This is a genomic window from Pseudomonas sp. 1121_17 (assembly GCF_052850745.1).
This window is the reverse complement of sequence record NZ_VXCX01000002.1, coordinates 450,215-468,090: the sequence shown is the minus strand read 5'-3', so window position 1 is coordinate 468,090 and position 17,876 is coordinate 450,215. Positions and strand designations below refer to the sequence as shown.

Genomic DNA, 17,876 nt, shown 5'->3' with positions numbered 1-17,876 from the left:
GTTTGTGGTGATAAACGGCTGGGTATTGCCTGCTGACTATTTTCGGGACGGGGCGGCATGATCAAGGACTATCAGGCAGACAAAACGCTGCGCGATGATTACGACGTGTGCATCGTCGGTGCCGGCCCAGCCGGCATCACCCTGGCCCTGCGCCTGGCCGCCGGCGGTTGGCGGGTGGTGTTGCTCGAAGCGGGCGGTCATGAATACACCCCGCAGTCGCAGGCATTCTACAAATGCACCTCGACCGGCCTTGAGCTTTACGCTGAAGAAACCCGTCTGCGCTATTTGGGCGGCACCTCAAATCATTGGGCAGGGCGCTGTCGCCCCTTCACCGCATCGGACTTCTCTGTGGCGCCACCCGGCGAAATGCCCGGCTGGCCAATCGCCTATGCGGAAATCGAGCAGTACCTGGCTGCGGCCATGGACATCGTCGATCTACCCGCAGGCGCCGAATTTCACACCATGAATGCCGGGCTGAAGGGCGGCGAGTTCGAAGCAGACCGGTTTCTGCTCAGCCCGCCCACGCGCTTTGCGCAAAAATACGCAGCAGCGCTCAACGACACCCCTGGCCTGGACGTGTTCTTCAACTGCAACTGCGTCGACATCGAATTCGTCCAGGATACCGGCCGCGTCGGGGCGGTGCTGGTGTCCGACTACAACGGCCAGCGCGCGCGATTGCCGGCCAAGCACTTCATCCTCGCCACTGGCGCGATCGAGAACGCCCGGCAGTTGCTCAACAGCGAGTCGCTGCGCGCCGCTGGCGTGGTCAGCAAGGACGGCCCGGTCGGACGCTGCTTCATGGAGCACCTGAACGTCGACCTGGGCACGTTCATCCTCAAGGACGGAGAGGACACCGAATCGCGCCAGTACTACACCACCGACGCCTTCGTTGCCGAGTATCAGGCGGGCAAGGGCAATGTTTCCACGGCGGTGCTGGCCGATGTACAGACTTACGGCAGAACTGCCGAGGTGAAGCACTTTCTGGAAAACCTCGCGTGTGAAATGGGCGTGGCCAGCAAAGTCGAGTTCATCGCCAAGTTCAGCTGCCCTGGCGACGGCGTGATCGGCACCATGATCGAGCAGTTCCCCAACCGGCAAAGCCGTATTTCCTTGCTCGACGAGAAGGATGAGCTGGGCGTGGCCAAGGTCAATGTCAATTGGGTGGTAAGTGCAGACGACCGGCATACCATCAGGTGCATCGGCGCCGAGATGGCCAAGCAGTTCGCCGAAATGGGCCTGGGCTTCGTCAAACTCAACGATTTTGTTTACGAGAGCAGCGTGCCACTGAAGATGGCCCCGCATGCGCATCACATGGGCACCACGCGCATGGCCGCTTCGCCTGAGTTCGGCGTGGTGGATGCTGACTGCAAGGTGTTCGCGACTGACAATCTGTATGTCGCCGGCAGCAGTATTTTCGCCAAGGGCGGCGCCTCCAACCCGACCATGCCGCTGATCCAGTTTGCCCTGCGCCTGGCCGATCACCTCAACGCCAGGCTCCGGGCAGCAAGCGGTGCGGTTGTTTGAACGAGTAGTTGCTTCACTGCGGTTGATAACGGGTTGGGTGCGCAAACGGTCGCAAGGACAAAACGAGACCGCAGACGCCTCAGCAACAGTCCAGGGATTGCTTTATTGGCGAGGCAAGCAGCATGTATGGATGGATACGCAACACAATCACGTCGTTTGTGTACTCGACCGGGCGCGGCGGCGCGGCCTATAAAAAAATCTGCAACCCCAATGCCCGTGACTGGGGCGCTTACATGGCGCGCTGGGGCAAGTTCTATTCAGTCGGTACCAATATCCACATCAACCCAGGCTGCAACATCACCGACCCGGCGCTGTTGCGCCTGGGCAGCAATGTAGGCCTGTCCGACTGCACCCTGATCGGTCACGATGCGGTGGTGGCGTTGATCGAGGTCTGTTACGGCAAGCAGCTAGATTCGGTCGGTTTCATCGACATCAAAGACAACTGCTTTGTCGGCCACGGTGCCATCGTCATGCCGCGGGTGACCATCGGCCCCGACTCGGTAGTGGCGGCAGGCTCGGTGGTGACCAAAGACGTGCCACCCGGCACGGTGGTGGGTGGTAACCCGGCCAGGTTCATCTGCACCACTGCCGAGATGATCCAACGCGTCGAGGAACGCTGCAACGCCTACCCCTGGATCGACCTGATCAAGAAGCGCGAGGGCGCCTACGACCCGGCATTGGAGCCGATGTTGGCCGAGGTCAGGCGCCAGTACTTCTTTGGAGACAACAACAATGGCTAGCAAGCCGGTCGACGTCATGGTCGTCAACTTCAACACCGGCGCCTTGTTGCAGCCGATGTTCGATGCCCTGCGCCGCGCCGACAGCGAAACCCTGGCCAGCTATCTGGTGGTGGACAACGCCTCGGTCGACAACTCGCTGGAACGCCTGGCCGAGGTCTGTCCCGAGGCGCTGCTGGTCAGCAATCGCGACAACGTGGGTTTTGGCCGAGCCAACAATCAATTGCTCGAGCACCTGCAGGGCCGCTATGCGTTGCTGCTCAATACCGACGCCTTCGTCGCCAGCGACACGCTTGAGAAAACCATCGCCTACATGGACCAGCACCCGGACTGCGGCGTGCTCGGCGTGCGCCTGGAAGGACGCGAGGGTGACCTGCAGCCGTGCTGCCGCTACTTTCCCACGCCCTTGAACGTGTTCATTGCGCGTACAGGCCTCAAGCGCCTGTTCCCGGGCGTGAAGATGGTCGATGAAATGAACTGGGACCATGGCTCGGTCCGCGAATGTGACTGGTTGCCCGGCTGTTACTACCTGGTGCGGCGGGAAGTGCTTGATCAGGTCGGTTTGTTCGATCCGCGTTACTTCCTCTATTACGAGGAAGTCGACCACTGCAAGCGGGTCAAGCAGGCCGGCTGGAAGGTGGTGTTCTATCCGCACACGACGGTGGTGCACATCGGCGGCGAGAGCTCCAAGTCAGTGGCCAAGCTGGAGGCTGCCAGCCGGCAGATCTCGGCTTATCAGATCGAGAGCGAGCTGCTCTATTTTCGCAAGCATCACGGCGTCCTGGGGTTGATCCTGCATATGCTGCTGGTGTGCGCGGGCGACTTGATTCTGGCCCTCAAGGCCTTGCTCAAAGGCCGCGGCTGGCCAGCGATCAAAGCGTGCTGGCAGCACAACGTGGCAACCTGGAAGCTGCTGTTTGCCACGCGTCTGGCCAGCCAACCGACACGCTAGGAGAGCCCATGTTCGACAATATTCGCGCTGACTTGCAGACCTACGGTGGCGACTGGGGCGCCCAGGGCTTTTGGGTGATGCTGGTCTACCGTTTTGGCCGCTGGCGTTACGGTGTGCGCCCGGCGCTGCTGCGCAAGTTGTTTTCGCTGATCTACAAAGTGCTGTTCAAGTTTGTCCAGATTATCACCGGCATCGAGCTGCCTTGCGAAGTCGTGGTCGGGCGCAATTTCGTCATCGATCACTTCGGCGGCATCGTCATCAGTGGCTATGCTCGATTTGGTGATGACTGTCGAATTCGCAACGGCGTAGTAGTGGGGTTGAAGAACGTCAGCGAGCCGATTGCGCCGATCATCGGCAACAATGTCGACATCGGTGCGGGTGCAAAGGTGCTGGGCAACATCCGCATTGGCAACAACGTGGTGATCGGTTGCAACGCTGTGGTGTTGATCGATGTGCCAGATGATGCCCTGGCGGTCGGAGTGCCAGCAACCGTCAAACTGAAAAAACCTGCATTGTTGGCGCAGGATTGATGGCAGCAGAGTGAGCAGGTGCACGCGATTGCGTTCCGGTTTGGCGAGTGAGGCTCATGGTGACAGGTATCGGCGTAGTGGTGATTGGTCGGAACGAGGGCATGCGACTGGAGCGTTGCCTGGCCTCGCTTGCACGGTCAGCGGAGCAAGTGGTGTATGTCGATTCAGGCTCCAGTGACGGTTCGCTGCAACGAGCTGCTGACCATGGTGTGGCAGTGCTGGCGCTGGATCTATCCATGCCGTTCACCGCAGCGCGAGCGCGCAACGAAGGTTTTGCCTGCTTGCAGCGGCTGATGCCCGGGATGCGCTACGTGCAGTTCGTTGACGGGGACTGTGAAGTGGCCCGCGGCTGGTTGCCCGCCGCGCAGGCTTTTCTCGATGCCCAGGGCGATGTCGCGGTGGTCTGCGGGCGGCGCCGTGAGCGCTTTCCTGAGCACTCGGTGTACAACCTGCTGTGTGACCTTGAATGGGACACGCCGATCGGTCAGGCCAAGGCCTGCGGCGGCGATGCGTTGATGCGCGTCGAGGCATTTTTGTCGGTGTCCGGCTTTCGTCCGGAGCTGATTGCCGGCGAAGAGCCGGAGCTGTGCGTACGCCTGCGCAAGCGGGGCTGGAAGATCTGGCGGCTTGATGCGGAAATGACCCTGCACGACGCGGCCATGACCCGTTTCAGCCAGTGGTGGCAGCGCACCTTGCGCGGCGGCTATGCCTTTGCCGAGGGCGCCTGGTTGCATGGCGCGGCGCCCGAGCGGCACTGGCAGCGCGAGTCTCGCCGAGCCTGGCTGTGGGGTCTGTTGATTCCGCTGTTGATCATCCTGCTCAGCCTGGTGCTTGGGCCGGTGTGGTTGCTGCTGCTGTTGATCTATCCGCTACAAGCGCTGCGGCTGGCCCGTCGCGGCGCTCGCTCACCGCGCGAGAACTGGCTGCAGGCGGTGTTTCTGGTGCTGGCGAAATTCCCCGAGATGCTCGGCCAGGTCAAGTTTTTGCTGAACAGGTTTGCCGCCGGCAAGTCGGGTTTGATCGAGTACAAGTGAGATGCCGATGATGGTTAGATCGTTAGCGAAAAGCGTGCTCGTGTTGCAACCGGGCTACTCGCTGCGGGCACTAAACAACAAATTCAAGCTGGTGCTGGCGATGGCCAGGCAGTGGCCTGAGCTGAGCGCCTTCATGCAGCGCACCTCGTCGGTGCTGGGCAAGCAGCGCATGGCCCGCCTCGGAGTGGACTGTATCGGTGTGGTGCAATGGCCCTACATCAGCAAGTCCTGGAAGGCGCCGCTGCGCTTGAGTGTGCTGGCCTCGCACTATGAGGTGGTCAGCCGCTACCTGCCCACCTTGTTGTTGCTGGGGCGCGACGAGTCGCTGCAACTGTGCGACCTGTCGGCCTTTTCGCCGGGCTGCAGCCTGGTGCTGGACCGGCCGATCTGGTTCAAACGCGAAGGCGAACTGGTGCTCAACCTGTTCCAGGGGGATCTGCGGGTCGCGTCGCTGGCATTCACCCTGTGCCATATGGACGGCCAGTTGAACCTGGTGATCGGCGCGGTGCAGGGCATCCACAAAGGCATCGACAGCGAACGCTCGCTGGCAATCTATCGCGACCTGACCAAGGACTTCGAAGGCATGCGCCCCAGAAGCTTCCTGATCGAGGCCCTCAAGAGCCTGGCACGCACCATTGGCGTAACGCGGATCTATGCCGTGGCCGACGCCTACCGGCATCACCGGCATGCCTACTTCGGGGCAGACAAAGGTGAGGACCTGGCCGCCAACTACGACGTCATCTGGCTTGAGCATGGCGCGGTAGCCTCCGCGCATCAGGACTTCTACAGCCTGCCTGTGGCCGCCGCGCGGCGCTCGGCCGACGACATCGCTGCGAAGAAACGGGCCATGTATCGCCGCCGCCACGAGCTGCTGGATCAGGTCTTTGCCAGCATCGAGGCGGCCATTCCCGGCGGGGTTGGCCAGCGTCAGTTGCACAGCCACCGGCAGCGGCTTGGCTCTGCACTAAGGCTGCCTGAAGATGAGCCGGCGATCGGTTCTCGAACCTTCAGCGCCAAGGTCGCCAAGCTGATCCGCCTGCTGACCACCGAGCCGCGCGCAGATCAGCGCTTGCGGGCTTACCTGCGCAAGGCGGGTGTCTACCCGACCTTGCGCAAGATCGTTCGCGAGCTGCTCAAGCAAGGGCCGCGGCTGCTCTGGAAGAGCCCGGCGGCGACCCGCACTAAGGTGCCGCTGGCCGCGCCGGCAGTGGCTGCCAGCGAGCTGTTCCCACGGGATGTTCTGCTGCTCAGCGAATTCAGCGCCGACCAGCAGCCGAAAAGCCGCCCGGCGCAGTTGCAACGCATGTTTCAAGATCTGGGTCATCACTGCGTTTCGCTTGACTGGCGCGATGTTGGCGCCTGTCAGATTGCTTTGCAGACCTGCTCGGTGGTGATCTTCCACCAGCTACCGGCGGTAGCCGAACTGGCCCCGCTGTTTGCCGAGGCCAAGCGGCTCCAGGTCAACTGTTGGTGGGACAGCGACGAGCTGATCTTCGACCCGGTGGCCTATGGCCAACGCGACGATGTTGTCGGGCATAGCGAAGACACCATCAACCGCCTGCTGGCCGCCGTTAACCAGCATCGCCAGGCCCTGTTGGCCTGTGACCAGGCGCTGGCGGCAAGCCCGCCGCTAGCCACGGCCATGCGCGAGGCAGGGGCGAGCCAGGTGTGTCTGGTAGAGACCGCAGAGCAGCTGGGGCAAGTGTTTGCCGCGCCGCCCAGCAAGAGCGTGCGCCGTCTGCTCTCGGCCAATATCTTTTTTGCGCCACGCAGCTTTGGTGGCGCCACGGTCATCGCCGAACAGATGTCGCGGCTGACTGGCGCTGCCGGCCGTTGGCAGCAATTCGTGTTCACGGCCATCCCCGATACCGACGTGCCACGCTACAGCCTGTATCGCTATGAGGCGCAGGGCGCGGCAGTGTTGGGTATGGGCTTGTCGGAACAGATATCCGACCGGGACATGTTCGAGAACCACTCCACCGTGCCGATCTTCGAGGCCGTACTCAAAAGCGTCGCCCCGGACCTGGTGCACCTGCATTCGATCCAGGGCCTCGGCGCGCAGCTGGCCGATTGCTGCGCACGCGCCGGCATCCCATTTGTGGTGACCTTGCATGACGCCTGGTGGATCTGCGGGCGCCAGTTCATGATCAACGATCAAGGCCGTTACTGCGGCCAGACCAGCATTGACCTGGCGGTGTGCGCCACCTGCGTCGACGACGCGGCGCTCAACGAACATCGGCAAAAGCTCCTGGCGGACACGCTCAAGCAAGCCAACCTGTTGCTCGCACCGAGCCGCTTCTGCAAGGACCTGTACGCTGCCAACGGCTTTGATCCGGAGCACATCCAGGTCAACCGCAACGGCATCATGGCGCCGGCGGCCGGCTACCAGAAGCAGCCGGGGCAGACCATTCGCTTTGGCTTTGTCGGCGGTGATTCGACGGTCAAGGGCATCGACGTGATCATCCGCGCCTTCAGCGGCCTGGAGCGGTCCGACTACGAGTTGAAGGTGGTCGACAACCTGCTGAACATGGGCTTTCGCTCGTTCAACCGGCACAGCATCAAGATCCCCGGCACGGTGAGCATCATCCCTGGTTACACCCAGGCCACCATGGATGTGTTCTTCTCGGGCATCGATGTGCTGCTGTTCCCCACTCAATGCAAAGAAACCTTCGGCCTGGCAGTACGCGAGGCGCTGGTTCGCGACGTCTGGGTGATAAGTACTCACTCCGGCGGCACGGTCGAGGACATCATCGAGGGGGTCAACGGCACGATCATCCCTTTGAGTGGCGATGAGACCTACCTGCGCCAGGCAATCGTGGCGATTCTCGATGATCAGCCACGCTTTGCTCGGCACCGCAATCCATTCAAGGACAACATCATTGTCTTCAGCGACCAGGCCAGCGAGTTGCTGGGCTTCTATGACGAGGTGCTCAGCGAGGCCGATGCGGCTGCCCGCGAGCCCTCGGCGTTAGGCAGCTGCCAGTAGCAGGCGCGGTTCATTTAACTATTCAGGGATTGATCGATTGCCTATGCGCATAGCTTATTTCATCAATCAGTACCCCAAGGTCAGCCACAGCTTCATTCGCCGCGAAATCCTCGCGCTGGAGCGCCAGGGCATTGAAGTACAGCGGATCGCCCTGCGTGGTTGGGACGGCGAGTTGCAGGACAGCGACGATATCGCTGAACGGAGCAAGACCCGCTACGTCCTTGAGGACGGCGTCAAAGGGCTGCTCAAGCCATTGCTTGAAGTTCTGCGCGCTCAGCCGCGGCGGTTTTTCAGTGCGCTGTGGCTGGCCCTGCGCATGGGCCGACGGGCTGACCGCAGCTGGCCTTATCACCTGATCTACCTGGCCGAGGCGAGCCGCGTGGTGCAGTGGTTGCAGGCTTTCGGCGCCGGGCATGTGCACGCTCACTTCGGCACCAATTCGACCGAGGTGGTGATGCTCGCGAATGCCTTGGGCGGGCCGCCCTACAGCTTCACCGTGCACGGCCCGGAGGAATTCGACAAACCGCAGTTTCTGCATATCGATGAGAAGGTCCGCCGTGCGGCGTTTGTCGCCGCCGTCAGCTCTTACGGCCGCAGCCAGCTGTATCGCTGGGTGGCGCACGCCCATTGGAACAAGGTCAAGGTCGTGCACTGCGGGCTGGAAGCGGCCTTCCATGCTGGCCCGCCGGTGCCGGTTCCGGCAGTGCCGCGGTTGGTGTGTGTCGGCCGCTTGTGCGAGCAGAAGGGCCAGTTGCTGTTGCTTGAGGCGGCGCAAAAGTTGGCCGCGCAAGGCTCGGCGTTCGAGCTGGTGCTGGCCGGCGATGGCGAGATGCGCGCAGAGATCGAGACCCTGATCGCCCGCCATGGCCTGCAGGGGCAGGTGCGTATTACTGGCTGGATCAGCAGCGGCCAGGTTCGCGAGGAGCTACTCGCCGCTCGCGCCCTGGTCTTGCCCAGCTTTGCCGAAGGCCTGCCAGTGGTGATCATGGAAGCCATGGCCTTGCGCCGGCCGGTGCTGACCACCTATGTGGCCGGGATCCCTGAACTGGTGCGTCCTGGCGAGAATGGCTGGCTGTTCCCCGCAGGGGCGGTACAGGAGCTGGCAGCGGCGATGGCCGACTGCTTTGGGCAACCGGACGAGGTGCTGCAACGTATGGGCGATGCGGCCCATCAGCGGGTGCTGGAGCGCCACGACATCGATACCGAAGTGGCCAAATTGGCCAGCTATTTCAGGGCGGGCGCATGATCACACTGACAGGTTGGCTGCTGGCGCTGTTGGCGCTGTTGATTCTGCTGCCGGTCCTGGTGCTGTTTGCCCAGGTCGTGCTGGCGTGCCTGCCGGCGCGGTCGGTGCCTTTGGCTGCCGGCCCCAGGCCGCGTGTGGCAGTGCTGGTGCCGGCGCACAATGAGTCAGGGGGTATCAGCGCCACCTTGGCCAGCATCCGTCAGCAATTGCTCGACAGTGATCGCCTGCTGGTAGTCGCCGACAATTGTACTGACAGCACCGCAGCACTGGCTCGCGCGGCCGGCGCCGAGGTGGTCGAGCGCGAGCATCAGCACCTGCGTGGCAAGGGCTATGCCCTGGACTACGGCGTGCGCCAGCTGGCTGCGGCGCCGCCGGAGGTGGTGATCATCATCGATGCAGACTGTCAGTTGAGTGCTGGCTCGATTGACACTTTGGCGCGTTGCAGCCTCGCCACCGACCGCCCGGTGCAGGCCCTTGACCTGATGTGCGCGCCTGCCGGTGCCGGGCTCAAGGTGCAAGTCGCCGAGTTCGCCTGGCGAGTCAAGAATCTGGTGCGGCCACGCGGCTGGGCCCGGGTCGGGCTGCCATGCCAGTTGATGGGCACCGGCATGGCCTTCGCCTGGGCTGATCTGGCGAAGGCCAATCTGGCCACCGGTCACCTGGTCGAAGACCTGAAGCTGGGCCTGGATTTTTGCCGTGACGGCAAGCCGCCGTTGTTTTGCCCGCAGGCCCAAGTCACCAGCCTGTTCCCCACCAGCGACGACGGCCTCAGCAACCAGCGCACCCGCTGGGAGCACGGCCATCTTGGCGTGTTGCTGGCAGAAGGGCCAAAACTGCTGGGCGCCGCTTTGCTGCAACGCAACGGGCCGTTGCTGGCCATGGCGCTGGACCTGCTGGTGCCACCATTGGCCTTGTTGGTATTGGCCCTGATGGCCATCTTTGTCGTCAGTTGGCTGGCCTTCGCACTGCTCGGCGTGGCGTTTGCCGCAGCCATCGCCAGCCTTGCGCTGGTGCTGATGGGCGCAGCAGTGGTGCTGGCCTGGGCGCGCTTCTCACGCGAGCTGATTCCGTTCTCGGTGTTGCTCTATGCGCCATTCTACGCAGCGAAAAAAATCCCCCTGTACGTGGGTTTTTTGCTCAAGCGTCAGGTGGAATGGGTGCGTTCGAAGCGGGATGACAGTCAATGAATCAGCGGCCATGGCAACAACGCTGGGACGCTATTCTCGGCAAGCTGCTGGTGGTTGTCGATGGGGCTGCCGAGCAACAGCTGATTGCGACTCTTGCGGCGCCCGACCAGGCAACGGTGCTGGGCTTCGTCAATGCTCATGCGCTGAATCTGGTGGCTGCCAGCGAGGGCTATTGTGCGTCGCTGAGCGCGGCTGACATGCTGCTGCGCGATGGCGCCGGCATGGGCCTGCTGTATCGCCAACTGGCACTCGAGCCAGGCCTGAACATGAACGGGACCGACCTGATTCCCAAACTGATCGCGGCGTACCGGGGCAAACGGGTCGCGCTGTGGGGCACCGAGGAGCCATTCGTGAGCCAGGCCGCTGCTCGCTGTCGGGCGCAGTTTGGAATCGAGCTGGTCTCGGTCGAGCACGGGTTTGCCAATGCTGAACATTACCTTGAACTCGCCAAGCAGTATCGGCCGCAGTTGATTGTGCTGGGCATGGGCATGCCCAAACAAGAAGCTATCGCCGCGCAACTGGCTGCGGCTGCTGGGCCGTGCCTGATCATTTGTGGCGGCGCCATCCTGGATTTTCTCGGAGGCAAAGTCACCCGCGCGCCGCACTGGATGCGCCGATTGAAAGGGGAGTGGGCCTACCGCTTGCTGCGTGAGCCCAGGCGTCTGTTCAAGCGTTATGTGATCGGCAATCCGCTGTTCATGCTGCGTGCGTTGCGCTACCGAAAAGCTGCCGCGAGCGCGGTGCGCAGCGCGCCGAAGCGCATCTGAAACGACCAGCTGAGGGTGGTGCCGGGCACTGCGAATCGGCCAAAAACCGTCGCCACGATGATTCGCTCCGTCGCCTCTCCGTGGTACTGCTACAGTGATATCAAATGCCCAATAACCCCCCCGGAACTACGCCGAATTCAATCGTCGACGTGCGTGCAGCATTGGCTTGGCAGCGTGTTTAGTCAGTTGGTTGTAACACCAAAGTTGTAAGCAGTGATGTATCGCTGCGCTCACATTTGATGAGGTCTGATGATGGTTTTCGAGCCCCGAAGCAGTCGTTCCTTGCTCCAGCGCAGAAGTGGCGTGAGCAACGCCATTCAGGCTGGGCTTGACGGTATCGCGGTGACTGGCATCGCCTGGTACCTGATCGTTGATCAGTTCGGCTACATCACTTCCGACTACGTGATCATGCTGCTGTTGCTGATCGGTGCGCTGGCAGTGATCTATGACCACTACGGTATCTACCGCAGCAACGTCGGCCTGTCGATCAAGGCGTTTCGCTTGTTCAAGGCGTGGTCGGCGACGTTCTGTTTCTTGATGGTGATGGCGTTTCTGACCAAGCAGAGCGAAACCTACTCACGCTTGCTGGTGGGCAAGCTGTTCGTCAGCGGCTATTTCGTGCAGCTGTTCCTGCACTACACAGTGCGCGAAGTACAGAAACGCTTCATGGCCAATGCGCTGCGTACCGACAATGCGCTGATCATCGGTACCGGTGATCTGGCCAATTTTCTCTATCTAAAGATCAGCAACAACCCCTGGTTTGGCGAGCGTGTGGTGGGCTGCGTGTGGATCGATAAGCCCGACGAGCAAAGCCGCGTCGCCGGTGACGGCAAACCGCCCGTGCTGGGGCACATCTCCGAGCTCGATGGGCTGGTAGCCAAGCATGCGATCCGTACTGTGTACCTGGTGACACCACTGGGCGGTTCCGAGGTGATCAACGACGTGTACCTGAAGCTGCTCGACAAGTGCATTGCGGTCAACTGGGTGCCGGATATCTTCTCGCTGCGGCTGATCAACCACAGCGTGCGGGAAATCGCCGGGATCCCGGTGCTGACCCTGTCGGAAACCCCACTGACCGGCATGAGCCTGTTCCTCAAGAACCTGGAAGACCGCGTGCTGGCCGCGTTGATCTTGTTGTGTGCCTCGCCGGTGCTGCTGCTGATCGCCCTGGCGATCAAGATCGACAGCCCGGGGCCGGTGTTCTTCCGCCAGGAACGCATGGGCTGGACCGGCGAATCGTTCCGCATCTGGAAATTTCGCAGCATGCACATCCACCCGCTGGAAAACGGCGTGGTCAAGCAGGCGCAGAAAAACGACCCGCGGATTACCAAGATCGGCGCCTTTATCCGGCGTACCAGCCTGGATGAGTTGCCACAGCTGTTCAATGTGCTGACTGGTGAAATGTCGCTGGTTGGCCCACGGCCACATGCGCTGCATCACGACACGCTGTATTCACAGGACATCGTCGATTACTTCGCCCGCCACAACATCAAGCCGGGGATGACCGGGCTGGCCCAGGTCCGTGGCTTCAGGGGCGAAACCAAGGACATCGGCCAGATGATCCAGCGGGTCGACTCGGACATCGAGTACATCAACAACTGGTCGTTGTGGCTGGACTTCGTGATCCTGGTGCGCACACTCAATGCGTTCACCGGCAAACAGGCGTACTGAGCCAGCTCACACATCCAATGCCAGCGGGTGGAGCGCGCGAAACGCCTGGGCTTCTTCCACCAGCCAGTCATGCACGGCACGCGCGCCCGGCTGGTTCAAACCGCCGGGCGGGTAATGCAACACGTAGCGCTTGTGATTGGCCAGCGCTACGCCGAACGGCACGATCAGCGCGCCGCGCTCGAGCTCATCGTTGAGCAAGGTGCGCCGCGCGATCGCCACGCCAACCCCGGCGATGGCGGCTTCGATGGTCAGGTGATTGCGGTTGAAAGTGTGCCCGCGGCGCACATTCAACTCACCCGCACCAATGCCCTGCAGATAAAACTCCCACTCAGCGTACTCCGAACTGCCGCGCCAGGCGGTCATGTCGTGCAGCAACGGGTAATGCACCAGGTCAGCCGGACCGTGCAGCGGCGGCCGGCCACGGAGCAGGGCAGGTGAGCACACCGGGAATATCTGCTCGTCGAGCAGCGGCGTCGACAGCATGCCCGGATAGCTGCCGTCATTGAGGTCGATCGCCAGGTCGAAATCATCCGGGTGCAGGGCCTGGTTACTGTCTTCGGCGACCAGCCGCAGCTCAAGGTCCGGGTAGCGCTGCTGGAAGCGTGGCAGGCGCGGGGTCAGCCACTTGGCCAGAAATGACGGGATCGAGCGCAGGCGCAAGGTGCCACGAATATCGCCGGCGTCCAGCCGCAGCAACTCCGCTTCGATGCTGCCGTAGGCTTCGGCGACCGTCAGCGCCAGACGCTGGCCTTCGGCGCAAAGCTCGACACCACGGGCCTTGCGCAGGAACAAACGGTAGCCCAGATGCTCTTCGAGCTGGCGCATCTGTTGGCTGACTGCGCCGGGCGTGATGTGCAGTTCCTCGGCGCAGCGGGTAAACGACAAGTGCCGCGCCGCGCATGAAAACACATGCAGCCAGACATAGAACTGGCCAGTAATTTGCCTTCTCATCGTTTAGTCCTGCTAAAGGCTTGCTTAGAAACTTTCGTTGGTCATCGCCGTGGCGGCGCGGCAGTATCGCCCAACTTGGCAATACCGTTCAATTTTTCCAGAGAGCCGTGCGCAGGTGTTCAAGGCCGCCACGGTCAGGCATTAGCATGGCTATCAGTGTTTTCGACCTTTTCAAGATTGGCATCGGCCCCTCCAGCTCCCACACCGTAGGGCCGATGCGCGCCGCCGCAAGCTTCGCCCAGGCGCTGCGCGAGCGCGGGCTACTGGCTCAGGTGCAGCGGGTCGAGGTGCGCCTGTATGGTTCGCTGTCCGCCACCGGCGTCGGCCATGCCACTGATCGCGCCTGCCTGCTGGGGTTGATGGGGCAGTGGCCCGACCAGATCGACCCGCACAGTATCGAGCCGCGTATCGCCCAGCTGCTGCAGGAGCGCTGCCTGATGCTCGACGGCTGCCAGCCGGTCGACTTCGACTACGGCCGCGACATGCTCCTGCTGGACGAAAGCCTGGCGTACCACCCCAACGCCATGACGCTCAATGCCGAGGGCGAGCAGGGCTGTCTGTTCAGCCAGACCTATTACTCGGTCGGTGGCGGCTTCATTGTCGAGCAAGCCGAGATCGATGCGCCACAGAGCAGCGCCGAGCAGGTCAACCTGCCTTACGAGTTTTCCAGCGCTGCCGAGCTGCTCAGCCTGTGCAAACAGCACGGCGTCAGCGTCAGCCAACTGATGATGGCCAACGAGCGCGCCTGGCGCAGTGAAGATGACATCCGCGCTGGGCTGCTGAAAATCTGGGCCGCGATGCGCGAGTGCGTGGCCAACGGCATGCGCAATGACGGCATCCTGCCCGGCGGGCTCAACGTCAAGCGTCGTGCCGCGCGGCTGCACCGCAGCCTGCAGGAAGTCGGCAAGCCCAACGTGATCGGCTCGACCTTGAGCGCGATGGAGTGGGTCAATCTGTTTGCCCTGGCGGTCAATGAAGAAAACGCCGCTGGCGGGCGCATGGTCACCGCGCCTACCAACGGCGCCGCCGGCATCATCCCCGCCGTGTTGCATTACTACATGAAGTTCAACCCCAGCGCCTGCGACGACGATGTCGTGGCGTTTCTGCTGGCGGCGGCGGCAGTGGGCATTCTGTGCAAGAAAAACGCGTCTATTTCCGGCGCCGAAGTGGGCTGCCAGGGGGAGGTCGGTTCCGCCTGTTCAATGGCCGCCGCGGGCCTGGCCGAGGTGCTCGGCGCGACCGCACCGCAGCTGGAAAACGCCGCCGAAATTGCCCTTGAGCACAACCTCGGGCTGACCTGCGACCCGGTCGGCGGGCTGGTGCAGATCCCCTGCATCGAGCGCAACGCGATTGCTGCCGTCAAGGCCATCAACGCCGTGCAGATGGCCCTGCGCGGCGACGGCGAGCACTTCATCTCCCTCGACCGGGTGATTCGCACCATGCGCGACACCGGCGCCGACATGCACGCCAACTACAAGGAAACCTCGCGCGGCGGCCTCGCCGTGGCGTACGTCGAGTGCTGACCCGTACTCGACGGGGCTGAATGCGCATCTGCCAAGGCAGCGTGCATTCAGCTCCAAGGCACTACCCGCTGTATCAGCGACAAAAATAACTACAAGGCGATATCTGATGACCGATGTACATAGCACCACGACTGTTCGTGCGGATGCGGCCGTTGCGGCTGCGGCGGTGGATGCAACCCGCTGGAACCGCCATGACACCACCTGGGCCCTGGGCCTGTATGGCACGGCGATTGGCGCCGGGACGTTGTTCCTGCCAATCAACGCCGGGGTCGGCGGCTTCTGGCCGTTGATGATCCTCGCGCTGCTGGCGTTGCCGATGACCTTCTATGCACATCGGGCCTTGACCCGCTTTGTCCTGTCCGGTCGCAAGAGCGGCAACGAGGACATCACCGAGGTGGTCGAAGAGCACTTCGGCACCGGCGCGGGCAAGCTGATCACCTTGCTGTACTTTCTGGCGATTTTCCCGATCCTGCTGGTGTACAGCGTTGCCCTGACCAATACCCTGAGCAGTTTTCTCGAGCATCAGTTGCACGTGACCGCGCCGCCGCGGGTGCTGCTGTCGTTGCTGCTGATCTGCGGCCTGATGGTGATCGTGCGCTGTGGCCAACAGATGATCGTCAAGGCCATGAGCATCCTGGTCTATCCCTTCGTCGCCTCGCTGTTGCTGCTGGCCCTGAGCCTGATCCCGAACTGGAACGGCGCCTTCCTCGCCCAGGCCAGTGAAGGCATCAGCGTCAACAAATTGCTGCTGACGTTGTGGCTGGCGATCCCGGTCATGGTCTTCTCGTTCAACCACTCGCCGATCATCTCGGCCTTCGCCGTCGACCAAAAGCACCGTTATGGCGCCGACGCTGACCGCAAGAGCGGCCGCACGCTGGCAACCGCGCACGTGATGATGGTGCTTACGGTGATGTTCTTCTGCTTCAGCTGCGTGCTGGCGTTGAGCCCGGCCGACCTGGCGGCCGCCAAGGAGCAGAACATCTCGGTGTTGTCGTACCTGGCCAACCACTTCCAGACCCCGGTAATCGCGTTCGTGGCACCGTTGATTGCCCTGGTGGCAATCACCAAGTCGTTCCTCGGCCACTACATCGGCGCCAGCGAGGGCTTCCAGGGCATGATCGTCAAGAGCCTGCGCGGGCGCGGCAAAGCCTGGCCGGCCAAGCGTCTGGAGCGGGTTACCGCGTTGTTCATGGTGCTGACCTGCTGGGCGGTCGCCACCCTCAACCCGAGCATCCTGCGCCTGATCGAAAGCATGGGCGGCCCGGTGATTGCCTGCCTGCTGTTTCTGATGCCGATGTATGCCGTACGCAAAGTGCCGGCGCTGCGCAAGTACTCGGGCAAGCTGTCCAATGTGTTCGTTACCTTGATCGGTTTGATCACCTTGTCGGCGATCTTCTATAGCTTCTTCGCCTGACCCAGCTCAACCCCGCGCCGATTCGGCGCGGGCCTGTACCCGTGGCCTCAGCCCAGTACTTCGCGCAGCCGATGCCAGAGCATGCCCGCTGCCAGCAGCGGCGAGCGCAGGGCCTTGCCGCCCGGGAAGGTCAGGTGCGGCACCGCACTGAAAACATCCAGGCCCTGGCTGTGGCCGACGGCGATGCCTTCGGCCAACAGCTTGGCAGTCCAGTGCGTTACGTTCAGGCCATGCCCGGAATAGCCCTGGGCATAGTAGACGTTGGGGTATTGGCTCAAGCGGCCCACCTGCGGGAAGCGGTTGGCGGTGATGCCGATCATGCCGCCCCATTGATAGTCGATGCGCACATCGGCCAGTTGCGGGAACACCTTGCGCACCTTGGGTAGCATGTAGGCGGCGATGTCTTTCGGATCGCGGCCCGAATAGTGGCAGGCACCGCCAAACAGCAGGCGGTTGTCGGCGGTCAGGCGGTAGTAATCTAGGCCGACCTTCTGGTCACACAAAGCCATGTTCTGCGGGATCAACGCCTGTGCCACCTGTTCAGGCAGTCGCTCGGTCGCCACCACGTAGCTGCCAGCGGGCAGCACCTTGCCGCTCAGGCGCGGCTCGAGTTCGTCCAGGTGCGCGTTGCAGCCAAGCACCAGGCTCTGCGCGCGCACCTTGCCGTGGGCGCAGTGCAGGGTCACGCTCGGGCCATGCTCGATACGCAGCACCGGGCTTTGTTCAAAGATGCGCACGCCCAACTTTGCCGCAGCGCACGCTTCACCCTGGACCAGATCGAGCGGGTGCAGATGGCCCGAACCCATGTCGATCAGCCCGCCTGCGTACTGCTCGCTGGCGACCACTTCACCGATGTGTGTCGCATCAACCAGGCGCGTGGCATGGCGGTAACCGAGCTCGGCCAGTTGCGCTTGCTCGTCCTTGAACGCGGCAAATTGGGCGGGCGTGTTGGCCAGCTCGCAGAAGCCCCAGCGCAGGTCACAGTCGATGGCGTACTGGGCAATGCGCTGGCGCACCAGCTCGACCGAGTCGATCCCGGCCTGTTGCAGATACCGCACGCCGTCCTGGCCGACATAGCGGGCAAAACCGCTAACATCATGGCCGATGCCGCGAATCAGCTGTCCACCGTTGCGCCCGCTCGCGCCCCAGCCGATGCGCCGGGCTTCGAGGAGGATCACCGACAAACCGCGCTCGGCCAGTTCCAGCGCAGTATTGACCCCGGTCAGGCCACCACCGACCACGCAGACGTCGGCGCTCAGTTGTTCTTGCAGCGCAGGGTAGGGCGCGCTGCTGCGCGCCGTGGCGGCGTAGTACGAGGCAGCGTGTTGGCTCTCTAATGACATGGCACAGGCTC

14 protein-coding genes and 1 pseudogene are annotated in these 17,876 nt (G+C 62.5%); 13 read left to right on the top strand and 2 right to left on the bottom strand.

What is annotated here, in order from left to right; all coding sequences use genetic code 11:
• Positions 1-57 precede the first annotated feature (57 nt).
• From FW789_RS07005 to FW789_RS06955, 11 genes and pseudogenes are all read left to right on the top strand, one after another.
• Positions 58-1,524 (top strand): FAD-dependent oxidoreductase, encoded by a 1,467-nt coding sequence (locus FW789_RS07005; RefSeq protein ID WP_186697975.1) that lies wholly within the window; start codon positions 58-60, stop codon positions 1,522-1,524.
• 122 nt (positions 1,525-1,646) lie between these two features.
• Complete coding sequence (locus FW789_RS07000) at positions 1,647-2,264, top strand: acyltransferase (protein ID WP_101319580.1); 618 nt, start codon at positions 1,647-1,649, stop codon at positions 2,262-2,264.
• A complete protein-coding gene (locus tag FW789_RS06995) occupies positions 2,257-3,213 on the top strand; it encodes a glycosyltransferase family 2 protein (RefSeq protein WP_103437383.1) in 957 nt (318 codons plus the stop codon). The genes FW789_RS07000 and FW789_RS06995 overlap by 8 nt, the downstream gene beginning before the upstream one ends.
• An 8-nt stretch (positions 3,214-3,221) precedes the next feature.
• Positions 3,222-3,743, top strand: a complete 522-nt coding sequence (locus FW789_RS06990; protein ID WP_103437382.1) for a serine O-acetyltransferase — start codon at positions 3,222-3,224, stop codon at positions 3,741-3,743.
• Between the two features lie 56 nt (positions 3,744-3,799).
• The gene (locus FW789_RS06985; RefSeq protein WP_207074000.1) at positions 3,800-4,777 is read left to right on the top strand and encodes a glycosyltransferase; all 978 of its coding nucleotides are present in this window, start codon (positions 3,800-3,802) and stop codon (positions 4,775-4,777) included.
• Positions 4,778-4,784: 7 nt separating this feature from the next.
• Positions 4,785-5,687 (top strand): annotated as a pseudogene (locus tag FW789_RS06980) (DUF535 family protein); the annotation flags it as partial.
• A gap of 393 nt (positions 5,688-6,080) precedes the next feature.
• On the top strand, positions 6,081-7,763 hold the full coding sequence (locus tag FW789_RS06975) for a glycosyltransferase family 4 protein (RefSeq protein ID WP_446431244.1): 1,683 nt from the start codon (positions 6,081-6,083) through the stop codon (positions 7,761-7,763).
• Positions 7,764-7,806: 43 nt separating this feature from the next.
• On the top strand, positions 7,807-9,009 hold the full coding sequence (locus FW789_RS06970) for a glycosyltransferase family 4 protein (protein WP_446431210.1): 1,203 nt from the start codon (positions 7,807-7,809) through the stop codon (positions 9,007-9,009).
• The gene (locus tag FW789_RS06965) at positions 9,006-10,196 is read left to right on the top strand and encodes a glycosyltransferase family 2 protein (protein ID WP_446431209.1); all 1,191 of its coding nucleotides are present in this window, start codon (positions 9,006-9,008) and stop codon (positions 10,194-10,196) included. Before FW789_RS06970 ends, FW789_RS06965 begins: the two co-directional genes overlap by 4 nt.
• Positions 10,193-10,963, top strand: a complete 771-nt coding sequence (locus FW789_RS06960) for a WecB/TagA/CpsF family glycosyltransferase (protein WP_446431208.1) — start codon at positions 10,193-10,195, stop codon at positions 10,961-10,963. The genes FW789_RS06965 and FW789_RS06960 overlap by 4 nt, the downstream gene beginning before the upstream one ends.
• 252 nt (positions 10,964-11,215) lie before the next feature.
• On the top strand, positions 11,216-12,634 hold the full coding sequence (locus FW789_RS06955; RefSeq protein ID WP_207074212.1) for an undecaprenyl-phosphate glucose phosphotransferase: 1,419 nt from the start codon (positions 11,216-11,218) through the stop codon (positions 12,632-12,634).
• 6 nt (positions 12,635-12,640) lie between these two features.
• On the opposite strand, the gene FW789_RS06950 is transcribed toward FW789_RS06955, so the two are convergent.
• Positions 12,641-13,585 carry a LysR substrate-binding domain-containing protein gene (locus tag FW789_RS06950; RefSeq protein ID WP_101319567.1) on the bottom strand — a complete coding sequence of 315 codons (945 nt, stop codon included), beginning with the start codon at positions 13,583-13,585 and terminating at the stop codon, positions 12,641-12,643.
• A 146-nt stretch (positions 13,586-13,731) separates the two neighbouring features.
• Between FW789_RS06950 and FW789_RS06945 the strand changes: the two genes are divergently transcribed.
• On the top strand, positions 13,732-15,108 hold the full coding sequence (locus FW789_RS06945) for an L-serine ammonia-lyase (RefSeq protein WP_207074005.1): 1,377 nt from the start codon (positions 13,732-13,734) through the stop codon (positions 15,106-15,108).
• A gap of 106 nt (positions 15,109-15,214) precedes the next feature.
• Positions 15,215-16,522 carry a serine/threonine transporter gene (locus FW789_RS06940; RefSeq protein ID WP_103437375.1) on the top strand — a complete coding sequence of 436 codons (1,308 nt, stop codon included), beginning with the start codon at positions 15,215-15,217 and terminating at the stop codon, positions 16,520-16,522.
• Positions 16,523-16,569: 47 nt separating this feature from the next.
• On the opposite strand, the gene FW789_RS06935 is transcribed toward FW789_RS06940, so the two are convergent.
• Positions 16,570-17,865, bottom strand: a complete 1,296-nt coding sequence (locus tag FW789_RS06935; RefSeq protein WP_411563095.1) for an NAD(P)/FAD-dependent oxidoreductase — start codon at positions 17,863-17,865, stop codon at positions 16,570-16,572.
• Positions 17,866-17,876 lie beyond the last annotated feature (11 nt).

Bases quoted from the DNA above. Each gene is read 5' to 3' on its own strand.
- FW789_RS06955 (WP_207074212.1), top strand. From the start codon at position 11,216: ATGGTTTTCGAGCCCCGAAGCAGTCGTTCCTTGCTCCAGCGCAGAAGT.
- FW789_RS06940 (WP_103437375.1), top strand. From the start codon at position 15,215: ATGACCGATGTACATAGCACCACGACTGTTCGTGCGGATGCGGCCGTT.
- FW789_RS07005 (WP_186697975.1), top strand. From the start codon at position 58: ATGATCAAGGACTATCAGGCAGACAAAACGCTGCGCGATGATTACGAC.
- FW789_RS06995 (WP_103437383.1), top strand. From the start codon at position 2,257: ATGGCTAGCAAGCCGGTCGACGTCATGGTCGTCAACTTCAACACCGGC.
- FW789_RS06990 (WP_103437382.1), top strand. From the start codon at position 3,222: ATGTTCGACAATATTCGCGCTGACTTGCAGACCTACGGTGGCGACTGG.
- FW789_RS07000 (WP_101319580.1), top strand. From the start codon at position 1,647: ATGTATGGATGGATACGCAACACAATCACGTCGTTTGTGTACTCGACC.
- FW789_RS06960 (WP_446431208.1), top strand. From the start codon at position 10,193: ATGAATCAGCGGCCATGGCAACAACGCTGGGACGCTATTCTCGGCAAG.
- FW789_RS06985 (WP_207074000.1), top strand. From the start codon at position 3,800: ATGGTGACAGGTATCGGCGTAGTGGTGATTGGTCGGAACGAGGGCATG.
- FW789_RS06935 (WP_411563095.1), bottom strand. From the start codon at position 17,865: ATGTCATTAGAGAGCCAACACGCTGCCTCGTACTACGCCGCCACGGCG.
- FW789_RS06970 (WP_446431210.1), top strand. From the start codon at position 7,807: ATGCGCATAGCTTATTTCATCAATCAGTACCCCAAGGTCAGCCACAGC.
- FW789_RS06975 (WP_446431244.1), top strand. From the start codon at position 6,081: ATGTTTCAAGATCTGGGTCATCACTGCGTTTCGCTTGACTGGCGCGAT.
- FW789_RS06965 (WP_446431209.1), top strand. From the start codon at position 9,006: ATGATCACACTGACAGGTTGGCTGCTGGCGCTGTTGGCGCTGTTGATT.
- FW789_RS06950 (WP_101319567.1), bottom strand. From the start codon at position 13,585: ATGAGAAGGCAAATTACTGGCCAGTTCTATGTCTGGCTGCATGTGTTT.
- FW789_RS06945 (WP_207074005.1), top strand. From the start codon at position 13,732: ATGGCTATCAGTGTTTTCGACCTTTTCAAGATTGGCATCGGCCCCTCC.